At 41.7% G+C, this 17499-nt stretch carries 16 protein-coding genes; 7 read left to right on the forward strand and 9 right to left on the reverse strand.

What is annotated here, in order from left to right; genetic code table 11:
- Positions 1-9 precede the first annotated feature (9 nt).
- The 5 genes from F0249_RS05090 to pspA form a co-directional block, all read right to left on the reverse strand.
- Positions 10-1086 (reverse strand): efflux RND transporter periplasmic adaptor subunit, encoded by a 1077-nt coding sequence (locus tag F0249_RS05090; RefSeq protein WP_171756055.1) that lies wholly within the window; start codon positions 1084-1086, stop codon positions 10-12.
- 1 nt (position 1087) lies between these two features.
- Positions 1088-2122 carry an efflux RND transporter periplasmic adaptor subunit gene (locus F0249_RS05095; protein ID WP_171756056.1) on the reverse strand — a complete coding sequence of 345 codons (1035 nt, stop codon included), beginning with the start codon at positions 2120-2122 and terminating at the stop codon, positions 1088-1090.
- A 174-nt stretch (positions 2123-2296) separates the two neighbouring features.
- Positions 2297-2686 (reverse strand): envelope stress response membrane protein PspC, encoded by a 390-nt coding sequence (gene pspC, locus F0249_RS05100; RefSeq protein ID WP_017054737.1) that lies wholly within the window; start codon positions 2684-2686, stop codon positions 2297-2299.
- Positions 2679-2912 carry an envelope stress response membrane protein PspB gene (gene pspB / locus F0249_RS05105; RefSeq protein WP_017054736.1) on the reverse strand — a complete coding sequence of 78 codons (234 nt, stop codon included), beginning with the start codon at positions 2910-2912 and terminating at the stop codon, positions 2679-2681. The genes pspC and pspB overlap by 8 nt, the downstream gene beginning before the upstream one ends.
- An 81-nt stretch (positions 2913-2993) precedes the next feature.
- Positions 2994-3665, reverse strand: a complete 672-nt coding sequence (pspA, locus tag F0249_RS05110) for a phage shock protein PspA (protein WP_017054735.1) — start codon at positions 3663-3665, stop codon at positions 2994-2996.
- Positions 3666-3857: 192 nt separating this feature from the next.
- On the opposite strand from pspA, the gene pspF reads away from it, so the two are divergent.
- From pspF to F0249_RS05140, 6 genes are all read left to right on the forward strand, one after another.
- Positions 3858-4856, forward strand: coding sequence for a phage shock protein operon transcriptional activator (gene pspF, locus F0249_RS05115; protein WP_171756057.1), 999 nt, complete (start codon positions 3858-3860; stop codon positions 4854-4856).
- Positions 4857-5025: 169 nt separating this feature from the next.
- On the forward strand, positions 5026-6645 hold the full coding sequence (sapA, locus tag F0249_RS05120; RefSeq protein WP_029203576.1) for an ABC transporter substrate-binding protein SapA: 1620 nt from the start codon (positions 5026-5028) through the stop codon (positions 6643-6645).
- On the forward strand, positions 6646-7608 hold the full coding sequence (locus F0249_RS05125; protein ID WP_017054732.1) for an ABC transporter permease subunit: 963 nt from the start codon (positions 6646-6648) through the stop codon (positions 7606-7608).
- A complete protein-coding gene (sapC, locus tag F0249_RS05130) occupies positions 7595-8482 on the forward strand; it encodes a putrescine export ABC transporter permease SapC (RefSeq protein ID WP_017054731.1) in 888 nt (295 codons plus the stop codon). The genes F0249_RS05125 and sapC overlap by 14 nt, the downstream gene beginning before the upstream one ends.
- Entirely contained in the window at positions 8482-9477 is a 996-nt protein-coding gene (locus F0249_RS05135; RefSeq protein ID WP_017054730.1) for an oligopeptide/dipeptide ABC transporter ATP-binding protein, read from the forward strand. The genes sapC and F0249_RS05135 overlap by 1 nt, the downstream gene beginning before the upstream one ends.
- Positions 9474-10256 (forward strand): ABC transporter ATP-binding protein, encoded by a 783-nt coding sequence (locus F0249_RS05140; RefSeq protein WP_017054729.1) that lies wholly within the window; start codon positions 9474-9476, stop codon positions 10254-10256. Before F0249_RS05135 ends, F0249_RS05140 begins: the two co-directional genes overlap by 4 nt.
- A gap of 135 nt (positions 10257-10391) precedes the next feature.
- On the opposite strand, the gene F0249_RS05145 is transcribed toward F0249_RS05140, so the two are convergent.
- From F0249_RS05145 to F0249_RS05155, 3 genes are all read right to left on the reverse strand, one after another.
- Complete coding sequence (locus F0249_RS05145) at positions 10392-12344, reverse strand: hypothetical protein (protein ID WP_136995653.1); 1953 nt, start codon at positions 12342-12344, stop codon at positions 10392-10394.
- A 279-nt stretch (positions 12345-12623) separates the two neighbouring features.
- Entirely contained in the window at positions 12624-13013 is a 390-nt protein-coding gene (locus F0249_RS05150; RefSeq protein WP_171756058.1) for a DUF2750 domain-containing protein, read from the reverse strand.
- 84 nt (positions 13014-13097) lie between these two features.
- Positions 13098-14003: a manganese-dependent inorganic pyrophosphatase gene (locus F0249_RS05155; RefSeq protein WP_017054727.1), complete on the reverse strand. Its 906-nt coding sequence runs from the start codon at positions 14001-14003 to the stop codon at positions 13098-13100.
- 308 nt (positions 14004-14311) lie between these two features.
- On the opposite strand from F0249_RS05155, the gene F0249_RS05160 reads away from it, so the two are divergent.
- Entirely contained in the window at positions 14312-15523 is a 1212-nt protein-coding gene (locus F0249_RS05160) for a putative manganese transporter (protein ID WP_171756059.1), read from the forward strand.
- A gap of 180 nt (positions 15524-15703) precedes the next feature.
- Here F0249_RS05160 and F0249_RS05165 read toward each other — a convergent pair whose 3' ends face one another.
- Positions 15704-17443, reverse strand: a complete 1740-nt coding sequence (locus F0249_RS05165) for a glycoside hydrolase family 36 protein (RefSeq protein ID WP_171756060.1) — start codon at positions 17441-17443, stop codon at positions 15704-15706.
- Positions 17444-17499: the final 56 nt, after the last annotated feature.

Here is a 17499-nt window from a genome sequence, read left to right on the forward strand (position 1 = left end):
TTAAATTGCTCATTGATTCACCTCTTGCTGTATCACTTTAACCGCCATTCCATCTCGCAATCGGCTGATACCAGCCACCACTATCTGATCTGAGCCCATTAATCCATCCGTGACTTGAATATGATCTTGGATTGCCTTACCTGTCACCACCTTCTGTTTTCTGACCGTAGAATCTTCATTTAAAACCCAAACATACATATTTTCACGCTGTAATCCCCCAGCATTGAATATGGCTTCTATCGGAATATTCACCCCTGCGTTCAGGTCGATTTCAATCGACTCCCCTTTTGTTGTCACTTCTACTGCCATGCCATCTAAAATGAACTCTTCTTGAGGCATTGGGAGTGTCAAAGTAACGGTATATGACGCCGTTTTTGGATCAGGTTCCGTGGTAAATTCTTTGATTGAAGCCAAATATTCATTACCACTTGGAACTCGTACCGTGGCTCTCACCTTGGCCAATTTCTCAGGATCAGGTTGCTTCACATAGATTTGGTCTGGAAGTAATATCATCACCTCCACATCCTTAACGCTATGGATATTAACCACCTGTTGGCCTACTTGAATATTTTCAAATTGATCCACGTTCACTCGTGAAATCATGCCATCAATAGGAGCGCGTAATTTCGTAAATGACAATCGGAGTTTTGCTAACTCAAATTCAGACAGTGCGATTTGTCTTTGCGCTGCAAGCTCATCAAATTGTGACTTCGCTAAAAGCCCTTTTTTAACCAAAGGTTTTGAACGCTCAAACTGACTGTTTGCAACCGAGTATTTTGCACTCGCATTATCCACATCTAACTGATAATCCGTCGGATCAATTTCAGCTAAAATATCGCCTTTTTTGACTCTATCTCCTTCACGAACATTAAGCTTATTTATTTCTCCTGAAACTCGGAAACTTAAATGCGCTCGTTCGGCAGCATTTGCGACGGCGGGGAAATACAGGTTATCTTGCATTTCATGACTACCCGCATCGACCACTTTCACAAGCGGCGTACTGACGACATCAACCGTTGTGGGTTCTCCACAATCATAGAGTAGTGGCAGCGTGCATAACGCGAATGTCTTGATCCAAATTTTCATATTAAAGACCTCGCTCCTTGACCCATTCTCGAACTTTAATGCCCGCTTCAATCTGACTCACCCCTGACGTTACTATCTGATCACCGTCAGTTAAGCCAGAAAGCACTTGCCTCTTTTCATTCAGCGTTACTTGTACTTTTTCAACAATCCCCTCATCGGAAACGCGCCAAACACACGTTTCTCCTTGTTCTTCAAATAGGGCATCTTGTGGAATTCGAGTCGCATTACCTCTAGCAGCAATAGCGGTAACGGAGCCAGACATTCCCGGCAAGATCCCAATATCTTTAGGGCGATCCATAACCATAGTCACTTTATAAGAGCCTGTTGTTGAATCCGCTTCTGTATCAACCTCTTGAAAACTTAATGGGAAAGAGCGTTCTGGGAAAGCATCAAAAACCATAGTGACACTAACTTGATTGCCGTTAGCAAAGCGATTTAATAATTTATCAGAAATTTGAAAAACGACTTTAAGCACTTCATTGGTTTGAATATTCATCACGCCTTGTTTCGCATCGATGAATTCATTCGTTTTCGCAGGTATGATAGAAATGGTGCCTTTATAGGGCGCGATAAGTCGCGTGTAGCGTAAATTGGCTTGGGCTTGCTCTAAAAGAGCTTTGGCGGAGTTATGATTGGCTTTTGATTGGTCAAAATCTTGTTCAGACACCACTTTATCAACACGTAACTTTTTCATGCGCTGATATTGAACATCTGCAAGTTTAAAGTTGGCTTTTGCTTGCTGCTCTAAAAGGGTGTATTCATCAGGATTAAGCGTGGCAAGAAGTGCGCCTTTTTCAACGGGTTGCCCAGCAAGAACATCAATGGTTTGGAGTTGCCCTGGAACACGGAATGCTAATACCGCTTTATCACCGGCGTCACTGGTTGCAGGAAAGCTTCGTTCAAATTGTGTATTTCCAACCGAAACACGAAACAACTTAGCAGGTCGAGAGTCAGGTTCTGGAACAGGAGGAAGATCTCTTCCACAGCCCGATAGCCCCAACAAAGCTCCAAACAGGAGCAATATCGCTTTGTGCATGATTTATCATCCTTGTTAATGTTCGTAGTATTAACTATTTTTTCTACTTATTAACATAGATGAATCGACGATTAGCTTCCAGTAAATAACTTGAGAACTTTATAAAAAAGAATAAGTTGAGGAGTAGCGCACTCTTCAACTTATTCCGAAGGTTCATTTAATAACAATTGGCCGCTACAACTTATTAAATTCGCGGTTAACTTTAAAAGTGTCAGAAGTCACATACGCTTCCATGTCTCGCACTTTGGTTTCTATTTGATTAAATTCTTGCTCTAACGTTTTCAGCAGTGCATCTGCTGTTTTTCCTTGCTGCCAAGGTTTGCTTTTCAAGGTATGTTCTTGCTGAGATTTTAAGCTTTCGACATATTGCACTGGTTGTTTTTCCAGCATCAACGTCATGGCGATATAAGCTAATAACACTAAGAAACTACCACCAAGCAGAGCGGCTGAAATGACTAAGATTCGTATCAACCATACTTCTGAACCGAAATAGTTTGCCAAACCTGCACATACACCCGATATTTTCCCATTTTCAGTATCTCGGTAGAGCTCTCGCTTAGTCATAATTTCGCCTCCAATTAGGTGACTCCGCATCAAGGATACGCTCTAGCGTTTCGACTCTAGATTGCATCGACTCCGCTTTTTCAGACAAGGTTTGTAACCTTTGGTAATCTTCGCTCGATAAGCCATTTTCCGATTTTCGCTTACCTCTGTAATGTAAAAACAGCCATAGCGGAGCAACAAAAATCAGAAAAACAATTAATGGGCCTGCTATAAAAAATGATGACATAATCCACTCCTAACCTTTTATTATTCAAAGCTATCTAGCTGCTTTCTTGTTTAAAGCAGCCAAGTGATGAACCGCTTTAAATTATTTGTTTTGTTGCTCAACTTGTTGCTTCAGTTTCGCTAATTCTTTCTCTATTTCATCATTAGCTTGCAACTCAGCAAACTCTTGGTCAAGTGACTTCGCAGTACCCGATTTTGCATACACATCAGCCTCCGCCTCTAACTCATCCACTTTACGCGAGTATTGCTCAAACTTTGCCATCGCTTCATGACTTCGGCTTGAATGCAGATGTTTTTGTACATCACGACGATTTGACGCCGCTTGATTACGAATAGCTAACGCTTGTTGCTTCGCTCGTGTTTCGGTAATTTTAGTCTCAAGCTTACCAATTTCATCGGTAAGTTTGGTGATGGTTTCTTCGACGAGTGTCTGCTCAGTGTGTAAACCCTTAATAATATCTTCGAGTTTCTGCTTTTCAATCAGCGCTGCACGAGCAAGATCTTCACGCTGTTTCGTTAATGCTAATGTGGCTTTTTGTTGCCAATCATTAATTTGATCGGCCATTGCTTCCACTCGACGCGCTAACTCTTTTTTATCAGCAATGGCTTTTGCTGAGTTAGTTCTCACTTCTACTAAAGTGTCTTCCATCTCTTGGATAATAAGGCGAATCATTTTTTCAGGATCTTCAGCCTTATCCAGCAATGCGCCAATGTTTGAATTTACGATATCTGCAAAACGAGAAAAAATACCCATGGTGGTTCCCCTTATTAATGTTAAATCTTCAATACACCTGTTTATGTATATTGTTATATAACCAATAACCATGCCAATATTATAGTTATTTAAAAACAATAAGTTACAAGAAAGCAAGGAATGCACCCAATCCATGCTATGATGAATTTAACCTATTGTTGGTAAATTTAGCCACACAGGAGCCAAGCTCAAATGAAACAGAACTTAATCGGTGAATCACCTGCTTTTCTCGCGGTGTTGGACAAAGTATCGAAACTGGCTCCAATCCAAAGACCAATACTGATTATTGGTGAGCGAGGAACAGGCAAAGAACTCATTGCTCAGCGACTACACTATCTCTCTAAACGCTGGGATCAACCGCTAGTTTCGCTCAATTGTTCAACATTAAGCGAAGGATTAATTGACTCGGAACTTTTTGGACATGAGTCTGGAGCATTTACTGGGGCAAAAGGCCGTCATCAAGGCCGATTTGAACGGGCAGAAGGTGGTACTCTATTTTTGGATGAACTCGCTACTGCGCCACTTTCCGTACAAGAGAAACTTTTACGGGTGATTGAATATGGTCAGTATGAACGAGTCGGTGGCCAAAAAGTCCTGAGTGCAGATGTCAGATTAGTGTGTGCGACGAATGCCAACCTACCTCAACTCGCAAAGACTGGCGAATTTAGAGCCGATTTATTAGATAGGCTAGCCTTTGATGTTATCAATTTACCACCACTGCGAGAGCGTAAAGAGGATATATTACTTCTGGCTGAATACTACGCGATCAAAATGTGTAGAGAACTCCAACTGGAGCTATTTTCAGGGTTCACTGAAAGCGCTGTCAATGAGTTACTCGCTTACCCTTGGCCCGGTAATGTTCGAGAACTGAAAAATGTTATCGAACGAGCGGTATATCAAAATGGGACCTCACAATATGCCATTGATGAGTTGATATTTGACCCATTCATACCTCATTGGGATAGCCAAGAATCAGATGTTATCGATGACAGTTCGACAGATGAACAGGCTTTTTCTTTCCCATTAAACTACAAGTTATGGCAAGAACAGCAAGATAAAGTACTGCTGAATCAGGTCCTCAAGCAGAGTAAATTTAATCAACGTCAAGCCGCAGAGTTACTGGGATTAAGCTATCATCAGTTAAGAGGCATGATCCGAAAATATGGGCTCAATGGCTCTTCAGGTGAGTAATCTGGCTAAAATCCCATCAAAAATAGTCGAAGTAAAACAAAACCGAATAACTGCTTGCTATATATGATTATTGTGATTGGTGCAGCTTGCTTAAAAATGGTAAATTAGTGGGATCTTGAAGTATGAGATCGTATCTCCAATAACTTCGTTCATTAAAAAATTTCTTTCTATGAAAGCACTCTTAAAACTTACCTTTGGATTATTCACTTTAAGCCTACTTTCTGGCTGTGGTGAAGAGATTGACCACAACGAAATTCGTCAGAACGGATTCGTATTTTGTGGCCAAGGTAACCCTAGTACCTTTAATCCACAACTGATCGACAGTGGCATCACTGCCGATGCACTTAGCCCACAGATATTTGATACTCTGCTTCAGCTTGATCCTGAAACACTTCAACCTACGCCAAACATCGCAACCAGTTGGACAACCAATGACGATGGCACTGAGTATACGTTTACCTTACGTAATAATGTTTGGTTCCAAACAACAGATTGGTTTACTCCTACTCGTGCTATGAATGCCAATGATGTGGTATTCAGTTTTCGACGTATTATTGATCCTAACCACCCTTTTCACCTTGTTGGTCAGAGTGCGTATCCTTGGTTCACTAGTCTTGATTTCCAAAATCTTCTTGTTGATGTACAAGCGCTCGATGAACACACGGTTAAATTTACGCTAAGCCGTGCTGATAATTCATTTTTATCCAATATCTCGACCAGCCATTCCGTTATTCTTTCCGCCGAATATGGGCGTGAATTGGCTGCAAAAGATGAGAAAAACCAGATAGATTCGCACCCTATTGGAAGTGGGCCATTCTATTTAGATGAATACCAAGTCAATGATTTGATCCGTCTTAAAAAGCACGATAATTATTGGCGTGGTGAGGTAAAAATGGATCAAGTGGTGTTTGACATCTCCCATAGAGGCACAGGAACTCTCGCCAAATTACTGCGTAAAGAGTGCGATGTTTTAAGCTCGCCGATTTCAAGCCAGATCCCTATTATCCAAAAGCAAGCGGATTTAGAGTTGACCGCAAAGCCCGCAATGAATGTCTCTTTTATAGCGTTAAATACCACTCATGAAGCATTGAATGATCCTCGCGTAAGAAAAGCGTTAAATCTGGCTATCAACCGTCAAAATATTTTAGATTCAGTGTATTACGGAACAGGTAGCAAGGCATACACTCTACTACCACCGAACTCTTGGGCTTACCAAAAAGATACCGTCCAAATTCGCTACGATAAGAATTACGCACTGGCTTTACTGCGAGAAGCGGGGGTTGACTCTGGCCTTGAACTCTCTATGTGGGTTCCTCTAGAACCGAGAGCATACAACCCTAGCCCACGTAAGACGTCCGAGTTGATACAGGCTAATTTTGCCGATATTGGCATTAAGCTTAATCTGTTAACGGATGATCGTTTTAATCGAACAGAATTAACCAACATTTCGGATTTCGACTTGCTTTTAACTGGCTGGATTGGTGACACGGGTGATCCTGATAACTTTTTACGCCCTCTTCTTTCATGCGGCTCGGAACGTGCTGGGCTGAATGTTTCAATGTGGTGTAATTCTGATTTTGACTTTTTACTCGATCTGGCTTTAGAGGCAAATGAACAGCGTTATCGCTTTAATCTATATAAACAGGCTCAAAATATTTTGAATGAAGAATTCCCAGTCATTCCTCTCGCTCACGGTGTTCAATTCCAAGTTCATGATAAATCGTTATCTGGCTTTCGCGTCAATCCTTTTAACGTTCAACCATTTGATTTAGTCGAGAGGAGCGAATAGATGTTTTGGTATACGGTTCGTAGGCTTAATCTCTTTATCATTACTTTAGCAATATTAACCATCGTGGGTTATTCACTGCTTCGTCTAGATACAACGTCTCACTGGGCGCTACAAGAATTTTGGCTAGGTTGGTTCTCCTACATTCAAGAGCTCATCCAGCTCAACTTTGGCGTGAATAAAAGCGGTGTTTTAATCAGCACGGAATTAGCGGTTGTTTTCCCTGCAACTCTGGAATTGTGCTTAGTCGCCTTTATTCTTTCACTGTTTGTGGGCATTCCACTTGGGACGTTAGCAGGAATGCGCCAAGGCAAGTGGATTGATACCGCAATCTCATTCACCTCCATGTCTGGGTACTCTGCGCCTATTTTTTGGGTTGCCCTACTCATGATCATGGTTTTTTCTCTTCACTTTGAGATGTTTCCTGTCGCTGGGCGTTACGATTTACTTTACGAAATTGACCATGTCACAGGTTTCGCCATCATCGATGCATTCATGGCAAAGGGTAATTACCGTGCCCATGCCTTGCAAAGTGTTTTAGAGCATATGATTTTGCCTTGCTTGGTTTTGGCATTAGCGCCGACAACGCAAGTTATTCGTCTTATGCGCGCATCGGTCGCGGAAGTGATGACTCAAAACTATATTCGAGCCGCACGTATCAAAGGTCTAACAAGCCACGAAATCGTCACTCAACATGTACTCAGAAATGCCATTCCACCAATCATTCCTAAATTTGGTGTGCAGCTATCAAGTATGCTGACGCTGGCGATTATTACTGAATCCATTTTTAATTGGCCCGGTATTGGTCGTTGGCTGCTTGATGCTTTATCCAATCAAGATTATGTCTCTATTCAGGCGGGCGTGATCGTCGTGGCAACTCTAGTTCTCACTGCAAATATTCTGTCAGATCTTGTGGGTGCGATGATCAACCCTCTAGTAAGGAAAGAGTGGTATGCTAACAAGTAGTGTTTATCAAGAAGAACAGATTCCAACGCAATTTGAGCGTTTTTGGCGCAGCTACAAAGCCAACAGTTTGGCGATGTTTGGTCTATGGTGCCTGCTATTTTTAATCTTAGTCACTCTTTTATCTCCTTGGCTAGCCCCTCATGATGCACAAGCTCAAACGGGGGAGTTGCTCATTCCACCATCTTGGAACCCTGCTGGAACCGTTGAATATTTTTTAGGTACAGACGATCTGGGGCGGGATATTTTGTCGCGACTGATCATCGGTTCTCAGCTCACGTTTGGCGCAGCTATCATCATTACCACCATTGCCGGAGTCATTGGCTGCATTGTTGGTGTATTTGCCGGTATGACTAAAGGGTTACTTTCAAGTACGCTCAATCACCTACTTGATACCGTGATGTCGATACCGTCTCTGCTACTTGCGATTATTTTTGTGGCTTTCCTTGGTTTTGGTGAGTTCAACATTCTGCTTGCTATAGGTTTAGCTCTTGTTCCGCGGTTTATTCGCTCAATCTATATTGCTGTACATAACGAAGTTGAAAAAGATTACATCATGGCAGCCCGACTCGACGGTGCAAACGACTTTTACCTGCTGTGGAACTCCATTTTACCTAACGTATTAACTGTCATTGCCGCCGAAAGTACGTTGGCACTTTCCATCGCAATTTTAGACATTACCGCTCTAGGGTTCTTAGGTTTAGGCGCTCAAGCCCCAAGCACAGAATGGGGGGCAATTTTAGGTGACTCTGTTGAACTCATCTACCTTGCACCTTGGACTGTCACGCTTCCAGGTCTTGCGATCATGTTTGCGGTTATTATCATTAACTTAGTTGGTGAAGGTGTCCGACAAGCTCTTAATGCAGGAATCGAATAATGCCATTACTAGATATTCGACATTTAACGATCGAAATTGAAACGCCTCAAGGAACCGTTAAGGCGGTTGATCGTATGAGTTTAACCTTGAATGAAGGTGAAATTCGTGGGCTTGTGGGAGAGTCAGGTTCAGGAAAAAGCTTAGTCGCAAAAGCCATTGTTGGTGTATGTAAAGATAATTGGAAAGTGACGGCTGACCGCATGCGCATGGGTAGTATTGATCTATTGCAACTCACTCCAAGAGAGCGTCGAAGAGTTATTTCACGAGATATTGCGATGATATTCCAAGAGCCCTCAACATGCCTAGACCCTTCCGAAGAAGTTGGCAAGCAATTGATTGAATCGATCCCTTCAAAGTCATTTGATGGCAAATGGTGGGAGCGTTTCAAATGGCGTAAAAAGCAAGCCATTGCACTGCTGCATAAAGTGGGCATAAAAGAACATACTCGAATTATGGGCAGCTACCCATATGAATTGACGGATGGTGAGTGTCAGAAAATCATGATTGCGATGGCGATTGCAACCAAGCCAAAATTATTGATTGCTGATGAACCAACCAACGACTTAGATCCAATCACTCAATCTCAGATTTTGCGTTTGCTGAGCCGTATGAACCAAATTAATAACACAACGATTGTTCTTATTGGCCATGATTTAACGACCATCACCCAATGGGCCAACCGCATTACGGTTATGTATTGTGGGCAATCGGTTGAGTCTGCCGATACAAGAAAAATCCTTGATGTACCGAAACATCCTTATACGGTTGCTTTACTTAAGGCGATGCCCGATTTTGGAGAGTGGATCCCACACAAAGAGAAACTTCAATCTCTTCCTGGTTCAATACCACCCCTTCAGCACTTGCCTATTGGTTGTCGACTCGGGCCTCGTTGTCCATACGCACAAAGACAATGTGTTGAAATCCCTTATGCAAGACGAATCAAAAATCATAAGTTCAGTTGCCACTTCCCACTCAACATGGATAAAAAATCATGAGTGCATTACTTGAAGTTGACGGTCTTTCAAAAGATTTCGTAACGCGTTCAGGCCTATTTCGAAAGAAAATACATCAGGCTGTTAAACCCGTAAGTTTTAGCTTAGAAGCGGGTCAAACGATTGGTTTTATCGGTCAAAATGGCTCAGGTAAATCGACAATTGCAAGAATGCTTTCGGGAATGATTGAACCAACCTCAGGCGAAATTCGTGTCAATGGCGAAAAGTTAGAACACAAAGATTATTCAACGCGCTGCAAGCTTATTCGAATGATTTTCCAAGATCCGAATACGTCGTTGAACCCAAGAATCCAAATCGGTCGAATTCTGGAGGGGCCTCTGAAGCGAAATACCAACATGCCTCCTGAAGCGAGAATGCGCCGCGTAAAAGACACGTTGCTAAGAGTTGGTCTACTTCCAGAGCATGCTTATTTTTATCCGCAAATGCTCGCAACAGGCCAGAAGCAGAGAGTATGCTTGGCAAGAGCGTTAATCCTTCAACCTTCCATTATTGTTGCAGATGAAGCTCTTAATGGTTTGGACATGGCGATGCGTTCGCAGATCATTAACCTATTTCTTGAACTTCAAGAAGAGATGGGCGTCTCTTTTATTTATGTCTCTCAACATATTGGGATCGTGAAACATATTACCGACCAAATTATGGTAATGGATAAAGGTGAAGTTGTTGAATCTGGCGACACTCACGAGGTATTGACCAACCCAAGCCACCAAATTACCCAACGTTTGGTTGAAAGCCATTTCTATAAAGCGCCAAATCATTAACGCCAAAATCTCTGTATTAAGATCTAGGTTTAGGTTTAGGTTATCAATAGTAAAAACCCCTGTTAGCTTGCCAACAGGGGTTTATCAGTTAATGAATACTTTCTATAGGTATCGGAAAGTTACCGTTCAGTAAGCCTATTCAAATACCTCAATTTCATTCACTTCAATATTTTTGCTATCCGTTCGGAATTTAACGTAGTAGACGTTTGCCAATGGCGCAGCAAAGTTATAAACAAACACTTGTTCATCCCCTTCTTGCACTGCCATTGGTTCAGATTGCCAAATCAAATTATGGCTTTCATCGTACGCACTAACTACGGCACCATTCATTCTGTGCTTGTAGCGCTCTCTCTCTACACCATGTACGACAATTGATCTTACCGCTGTTTCTTTTGTCAGATCAATCGTTAGCTCTTGATTTTGATTCCTACTAGAGATAAATCGTGTCGATGTATCACCATCCACTGAATTCACTACAGGGCTATGACTACGGGCAGTCGTTGCACTTACTGGCTTATTTAGCGCCACATTGGTAAGTGTCCGCTCACCAAACTGAGTATATTTACCTTGGCGTTGGAAATCAGATAACTCCGTTTTTGGGGCACCTTCTGGGTGATATTTAACATCTTGGTTAAATGGAAGTGTTTTCAAGTACTCCAAGCCTTTCCCTTCATTATGGGCTTCAACATACTTCCTAAATAATTCAATATAGTTCGAATCTATATCCATTGTTTTGTTTGGATATGGTAGCTCTATATTGTGATGCCCCCATATACCACCCCATTCTATTGGCTGCCATGAGTTATTAAATGGAGCGGCTGAATTCGGTCGTTTATCTTTTCTATTGGACTCCCAAAGCAAATTACGTTCAATGATATTGTCTTCATTGATTAACATTTTCCCATCTTTAATAAAGCCAGCTAAGAAAATTTTGGTTAGTGGGTTTATACCCCAATCACTGTATTCGTTGCAGAAGTTATCATAGTGACCACCACCGATTGTATGACCCGCTTCGTGTGAGTAGATCTCCATGCCATGATTAAATATTGTTGTGTTTGTCCCATTTTGATCGGGTAAGCCATACCATTTTTTTGCGTCATAATGTTCAGCAGCTCGTTCATCATACAAGAAATGTCCATTAAAAAAGCCTCTTGCTGCACTGACACCTAGCGTGGCACCGCCTCCCCAGCCTCCGCCGCCAGTTTCTGTGTAGTTATAATACCGTGAACGCAGCGTGTTCAAACGCCATTCTTTTGTATCATTTGAATAGAATTTGCCATAGTCATGATCATAACGAGAAAAAGCCTCGTCATAGTATTCTCGCCCTTTCTCGCTTAACTCGGCATAATCAGTTTCAGTATTCCATTTATATGCAGGGTTAGCCGCTTTCACATTTAAGAATGGGGTATCCATCCATGCTTGCTCAAATTCTTCTGAACCTACAATTTTCGACCAATTAATAATAGCCCCAAGCATATATCTCATCGCATTGGGCGTTTCTGGACGCCATTTAACACTAGAAGTTAATTTGAAGTCCTCCTGATGAAATAATCGAGATCTAAATTTAAATGAGATAGTCGATAAGTTAGGACGAGCATTTTGCTGATCTTTATCTTGTGGAATGTAGTCATACGTAGCATCAATAAAATCATCTGCTGTTAGCGTGACCAACTCTTCAGTGCCTGTTATTTGGTACTCTAAGAATCCAGAATGAATAGGGTGTGTAAAACGGAGTTCTGAAATCGCAGGCAGTGAAGAGACATTTAAAAGATCAACGGTAGTACCATTGGCCAGTTTTGCAACATACACCATATTAGTGAACACAAGTGGCGCATCATTGAACAGAGTTAGATAGTCATCTGTTGCTGTAATTCTTAGTACATTTGAAGGATAAAAGGTTTTGCTAGTAAAGTGGTTTAGTCTGTCATTATCACGCAACCATACGTCATGAATATAGTTTTCAGGCTGGTCAATCGTCATCACATCTTGTGCGTAAGTGGCATTCGCAATAAGGGTGCAGCTGGTCAATCCTATTGTCGTGATCAAGTTTTTTGACCATCTTTTAATTTGGCGGGGATTTTTCTTCATATTATTATTCCTGCTGTAAAAAGTAGCTTAAGATCAATACTGAGTTGAACTTCAATCTGATGCTTCACAGTGATATTAGCGGCAATAATAATAGGCGATGAAAATATGTTTACAGAATGGAATTAGGATCTAACTTATTGATTTTAATTTATTTTATTAAATATCACTAATGATATAAAACTTAATTAACGCAATGTAATCCAATAAATAGAGACGCATCTCCACCTATTGGATCTAAACAATCGACAACAATAATATCTTGTTTTGACTCATGTTTAACTAGCGACGTGACGCTTGTTTTTTAAGTTCAAAATCAAATTCATCAGGGAATAAAATTACCCCTTCTTCTTTTTCATTTGGAAAAACAACAACAGCCAGTTCGTCATCTTCTAATCCGACGGTCCAGCGACTGTGCCATTTGTTAAGTGAAATAGCTTCTGCTTTGCAAGCCTCCCATTCACCAGTGGCCCACGCTTGAGCGAATTCTTGATTTGGCCATACTGGCACACAATCTTCTTCTTCTGAATTTAGCATCACACAACCGTGCTCATCCGTTAGAATCCAAACTTCACGGTTTGCAACGATCTCTTTAACACAGTATTTAAAACGCTTTTCTTCGTCGTATTTATTAATGGCATCAATTTGTGAAGCATCTAAAGACTTTGACATAACGAGTTCTCGATTGAAGATTTAAAAAATAAAAGGGCTGACGATTACGCCAACCCCTTTCTAATCACTAATAGTAGTTTGTAATTAAACTAGCTCACCTTGAAGCCAAGGCCAGCCTTGCTTTTTACGGCTAAGAGTATTTTCCATCATTAGCATGCCGTTAACTTCGTGCTTCGCTAATTTTTCAGCCCACTCACCTTTGTAGATAAGTCGAGTTTGAGCCGTGGTGATATCCGTCAGCATCACAGCAGCAAAAGCCAATTTGTCTTCTTCGCAACGACGAACAAGGTCAGCTTCAAGCGCTTCAATCATACCGTCTACTTGCTCAAGTGTTGCAAGCTCAACTTGACCAACGACAACGTCACGGCCGTTAAACGGGTAACCTTTTAAATCTTTCTCTACCAATTCAGCCGCTGAAAGGCCTTCGATGTTTGTTTTCGCAATCAATAGATCTTTGATGAACGCATCAACATCTTGAACGTCTGCAATTTCTGCAAGTTCAGCAACCGCATCTTTATCTTTTTGCGTGCATGTTGGAGACGCAAAGCCTACTGTGTCAGAAAGAATCGCAGACATCATTAATTTTGCAATTTGTTGAGAAATAGCATGTCCTTCAATTTTGAACATATTGAATAGAACGGTGTTAGTACAACCTACAGGCCAGATCCAAGCTTCCATTGGGTTTACCGTCATCACATCGCCTAAACGGTGGTGATCGACAATACCTAGGATTTCTGCGTCAGCCACATCATCCGGTGCTTGAGCAAGATCTGAATAATCGACTAGCCAGATTTTTTCACCCGCAACTGAAGTTCGAAGCTCAGGAGACGTCGCTCCAGCCACTTCAAGAATGTGCTGTGTTTCACGGTTGATTTCACCCTGACGGATTGGTTGCGCTTCAAGACCACGAGCTTTAAGCAGCTCAGTCGCTACTAGTGCACTACAAATACTATCGCTATCTGGGTTTTTATGACCAACAACTAGAATCATTTCTCTTCCTATCAATATCTATTTTTATAACCTACCTACAATGTAGATAAGCAAATTCTCACAATGGGCGATACTTTACCTGATTTTTTGGATCAGATCATGAGTTTGGGCGAATTAATCATGTAAAAAAATGTTCAAAAAACAAACAGAGAATCTCTTAAGATCCATCTTATTAATCGGTTGATTGCCGAAACATGCTTATTCTCACTAATAAGTGTAGGGCTGTTTCTCCAAATTTGACAATTATTATTGATAATCATTCTCATTCGTATATAGTAATTACAGTCTCATCTGAATTGGTCAGTATTATGGAATTACTCAAGCATCTATCATCAACAAGATTGTTTTCTGTCTCTCAGTTTAAAATCTCTCATAAGCGATTGATTCTGCCTATTGCCCTGATCACTTTACTCTCAGTTGAGAATACACGAGATATTACTGTTGCTACATTATCTGATGCTTTCTGGGCGGTCTCTTGCTATGTGGCATTGACTCTTGCTATTTATCACTACATTTCTCAATTTATAAGTAAAACCAATAAAATTACTAAACTATATCAAGGCTCTAGACACTATCAGGTTTTTTTCTCTGCGCTGCTAGGGGCGTTACCTGGGTGTGGTGGCGCTATTGTTGTCACCACTCAATTTATCAGTGGTCGCGTAGGGTTTGGCGCTATTGTTGCGGTGTTAACCTCTACAATGGGAGATGCGGCATTTCTCCTGCTTGCGAGCCAACCTTCAACAGGGTTCGGCATTATTGTATTAGGGGTGATTGTCGGAACCATTTCAGGTTTAGTCGTAAACCATTTTCACGCCGATGATTTTTTACGTCCCGAACGCCAAAAGAAACTAAGCAGCACGCTGTCTACCTGCTCGAAAAAACTCAAGCCATCTCCACTGCAACAAAGGGCAATTAACCTGCAAGGAGCATTTTGGGAATGGTTATTGGTTCCCGCGAGCATAATTGCGGTTTTAGGCTCATTTCAAGTTGATATCAACGCTCTGCTTTCTCTACCTGACCTTTCCATCGAGTGGATTGGAGCCATGCTATCAGTGACAACAATGAGTCTTTGGGCTTTGACAGAAGAACTTCATGATTACGAGTCGACGGTATCGGAAGACAAAAAATGTATCACCTCCCACCCAATTCAAAAGGCTGCACAAGACACCAACTTTGTGAGTGCATGGGTGATTATCGCCTTCCTAGTTTTTGAATTAACGACGTACTTTACGCAAGTTGATCTCCATAGCGCATTTTCTGGTTGGGGAGCTTTTATGCCTCTAATCGGACTCGCGGTTGGAATGTTACCCGGATGTGGGCCTCAAATCTTAATCACTAGCATGTACATTTCAGGAGCAGTCCCCTTCTCCACCCAAATGGCTAATGCGATTTCAAATGATGGCGATGCGCTGTTTCCAGCGATAGCTCTCGCTCCAAAAGCAGCCATGGTCGCCACTCTATATTCCGCAATACCCGCTCTCATTGTTGGCTATGGGTACTACTTTTTGTTCGAGATTTAAGGCCAACTCTGTTTTAGAAATTGGTTCCAAGTTCGAGATTCAATATCTAAAATTTCGTTCTTGCGATAAAAAAGCAGCCACTGATATGGCTGCTTTTCGCTTTTTCAATATTAACTATTTCAACATTAATTATTTCCGATTCACTAAGGAACCGAAAAGTAATCGGTCTTTAGGTCATCGTTACTCTGCCGTGACAATTGCCTGGCTCGTCAATCCTGCGGGTAACGTAAATTGGAAAATCTGAGTCGGTTGCTCACTCAGTTTTTCACCTGTCCAATAGTGATACCAATGCACTGGATGATCAGAAGCCAATGTGAACTCTTTCTCATCACCATGATAGTTAAATAAGCAATGAAGATGATTATGCTCAGTTAAATTCAGTACGGCGTGATTTAATGATAATGAAGAGAACTCGGCCGCTTGCTGGCTATGTTTATGCCTTATTATCAGCTTACTCAACGAACGCTGAGCATAGGGAGTTAATTCTGGCAGTGGATCACCAGACAGCAGTAAACCACCACTTGCGAGGCAAACATCTCGATGAAAATTATAACTTTTGCGATCTGTCGTTTGGTTCGGTAAAGAGGTTAATGTGACGCAATCTGGATCTATCTGCCAGAGTTTGCGATGCTGCCAACTTCGATAAAAGGTCTCTTTCGCTATTTGTTCAAACCGATGAGGGTGTCGCTCTACATCATCAGAAACCCTCATTGCATCGACTAAACCTAACGATGGCCACATTGGTGCATTACAACCAAGCAACCAAGCATCACCAGCCCCTTTAGCAATCGCTTCCATCCCCATTCGGTAAGCTTGAACACCTGTTACGCCGGGTTGATAACGCTTACCTTTCAATGTTCCCCAGTAGTTAGCATCAAGCTTGAATAATTCAACGCCCCACTCTTCACGCATCGTTTTTACGATATGAGTCAAATGTGCTTTCACTTCTGGATGAGATGTATCCAAAATATACCAAGGTGTGCATCTCCAGCCACCATAAGTGACATCTTCAGCTTTCAGTAAGTTGCCTTGCTCATCTTTCACAAACCAGTTTGGATGATTACGGAAAACTTCAGATTCTGGCTGAGCAATAAAGGGCGCCATCCAGATCGCAGGTTTCTTTCCTTTTTCTTTAATACTTTGAATCAGCTCTTTTACACCATTAGTGAATTTGTCTGATGGCGTTAACCAATCCCCCATAAAGGCTTGGTAACCATCATCGAGCAACACCCACTCAAGATTATCTAAATCACCCTTCATATGGTCAACATTAAGCTGAATATTCTGTTCAGTGACCTCAGCATAATAGGCATACCAAGAACACCACCCGACCGGCGCTTTCTGATTGACACCTAAACGCGGCTTATGGTGCTGCGCAATCAGTTCACCATATTCAGTGTACAGTTCGGCTAAGGATGACCCAGTTAGGATGGTGATGGATTCGAGATTGTTATTTTCCCATGTTTGCGGTTGGCTGCCTTCACCATCGATACTGGCTATTATTTCCAGCCCATTTTCTCCCTCGATGATTTCAAAAAAACCGGCGAAACGTTGGCAACTTGTAAAACCAAACAGGGTATAGCCATTCGACTCTTCAAGAACCAAATAATTGTAATACCGCTTGGCTGCATTTTGAGGGTAGATTCGGTAACTGGCATCGTTATCAGGGCAACGACCAATATCAATCGGTTGGTCAACGGTACCACCAGTTTGAGCCAACATCTGATATCCATCGCCAATAACTGTCGCACTGCGTTCAAAATTGCAGCTGGTCTGGATCAAGGGAAAATAGGTAGGTAGTGGTGAGTTATGAATTCCTATGTATTTAAACCAAATTTGTTTGTCTTCATGTCGACAATTGACATCAGACTGAATCGGCTCAAGTTCACGTGAGCAAGGTAACGTAATAATTTCTCTCATAGGTACACCAAATAGCGTAAACGCCCAAAATACAACTGCATATGCATGAATTAAGA

The organism is Vibrio sp. 03-59-1, assembly GCF_013114135.1.
Lineage (GTDB): Bacteria > Pseudomonadota > Gammaproteobacteria > Enterobacterales > Vibrionaceae > Vibrio > Vibrio cortegadensis.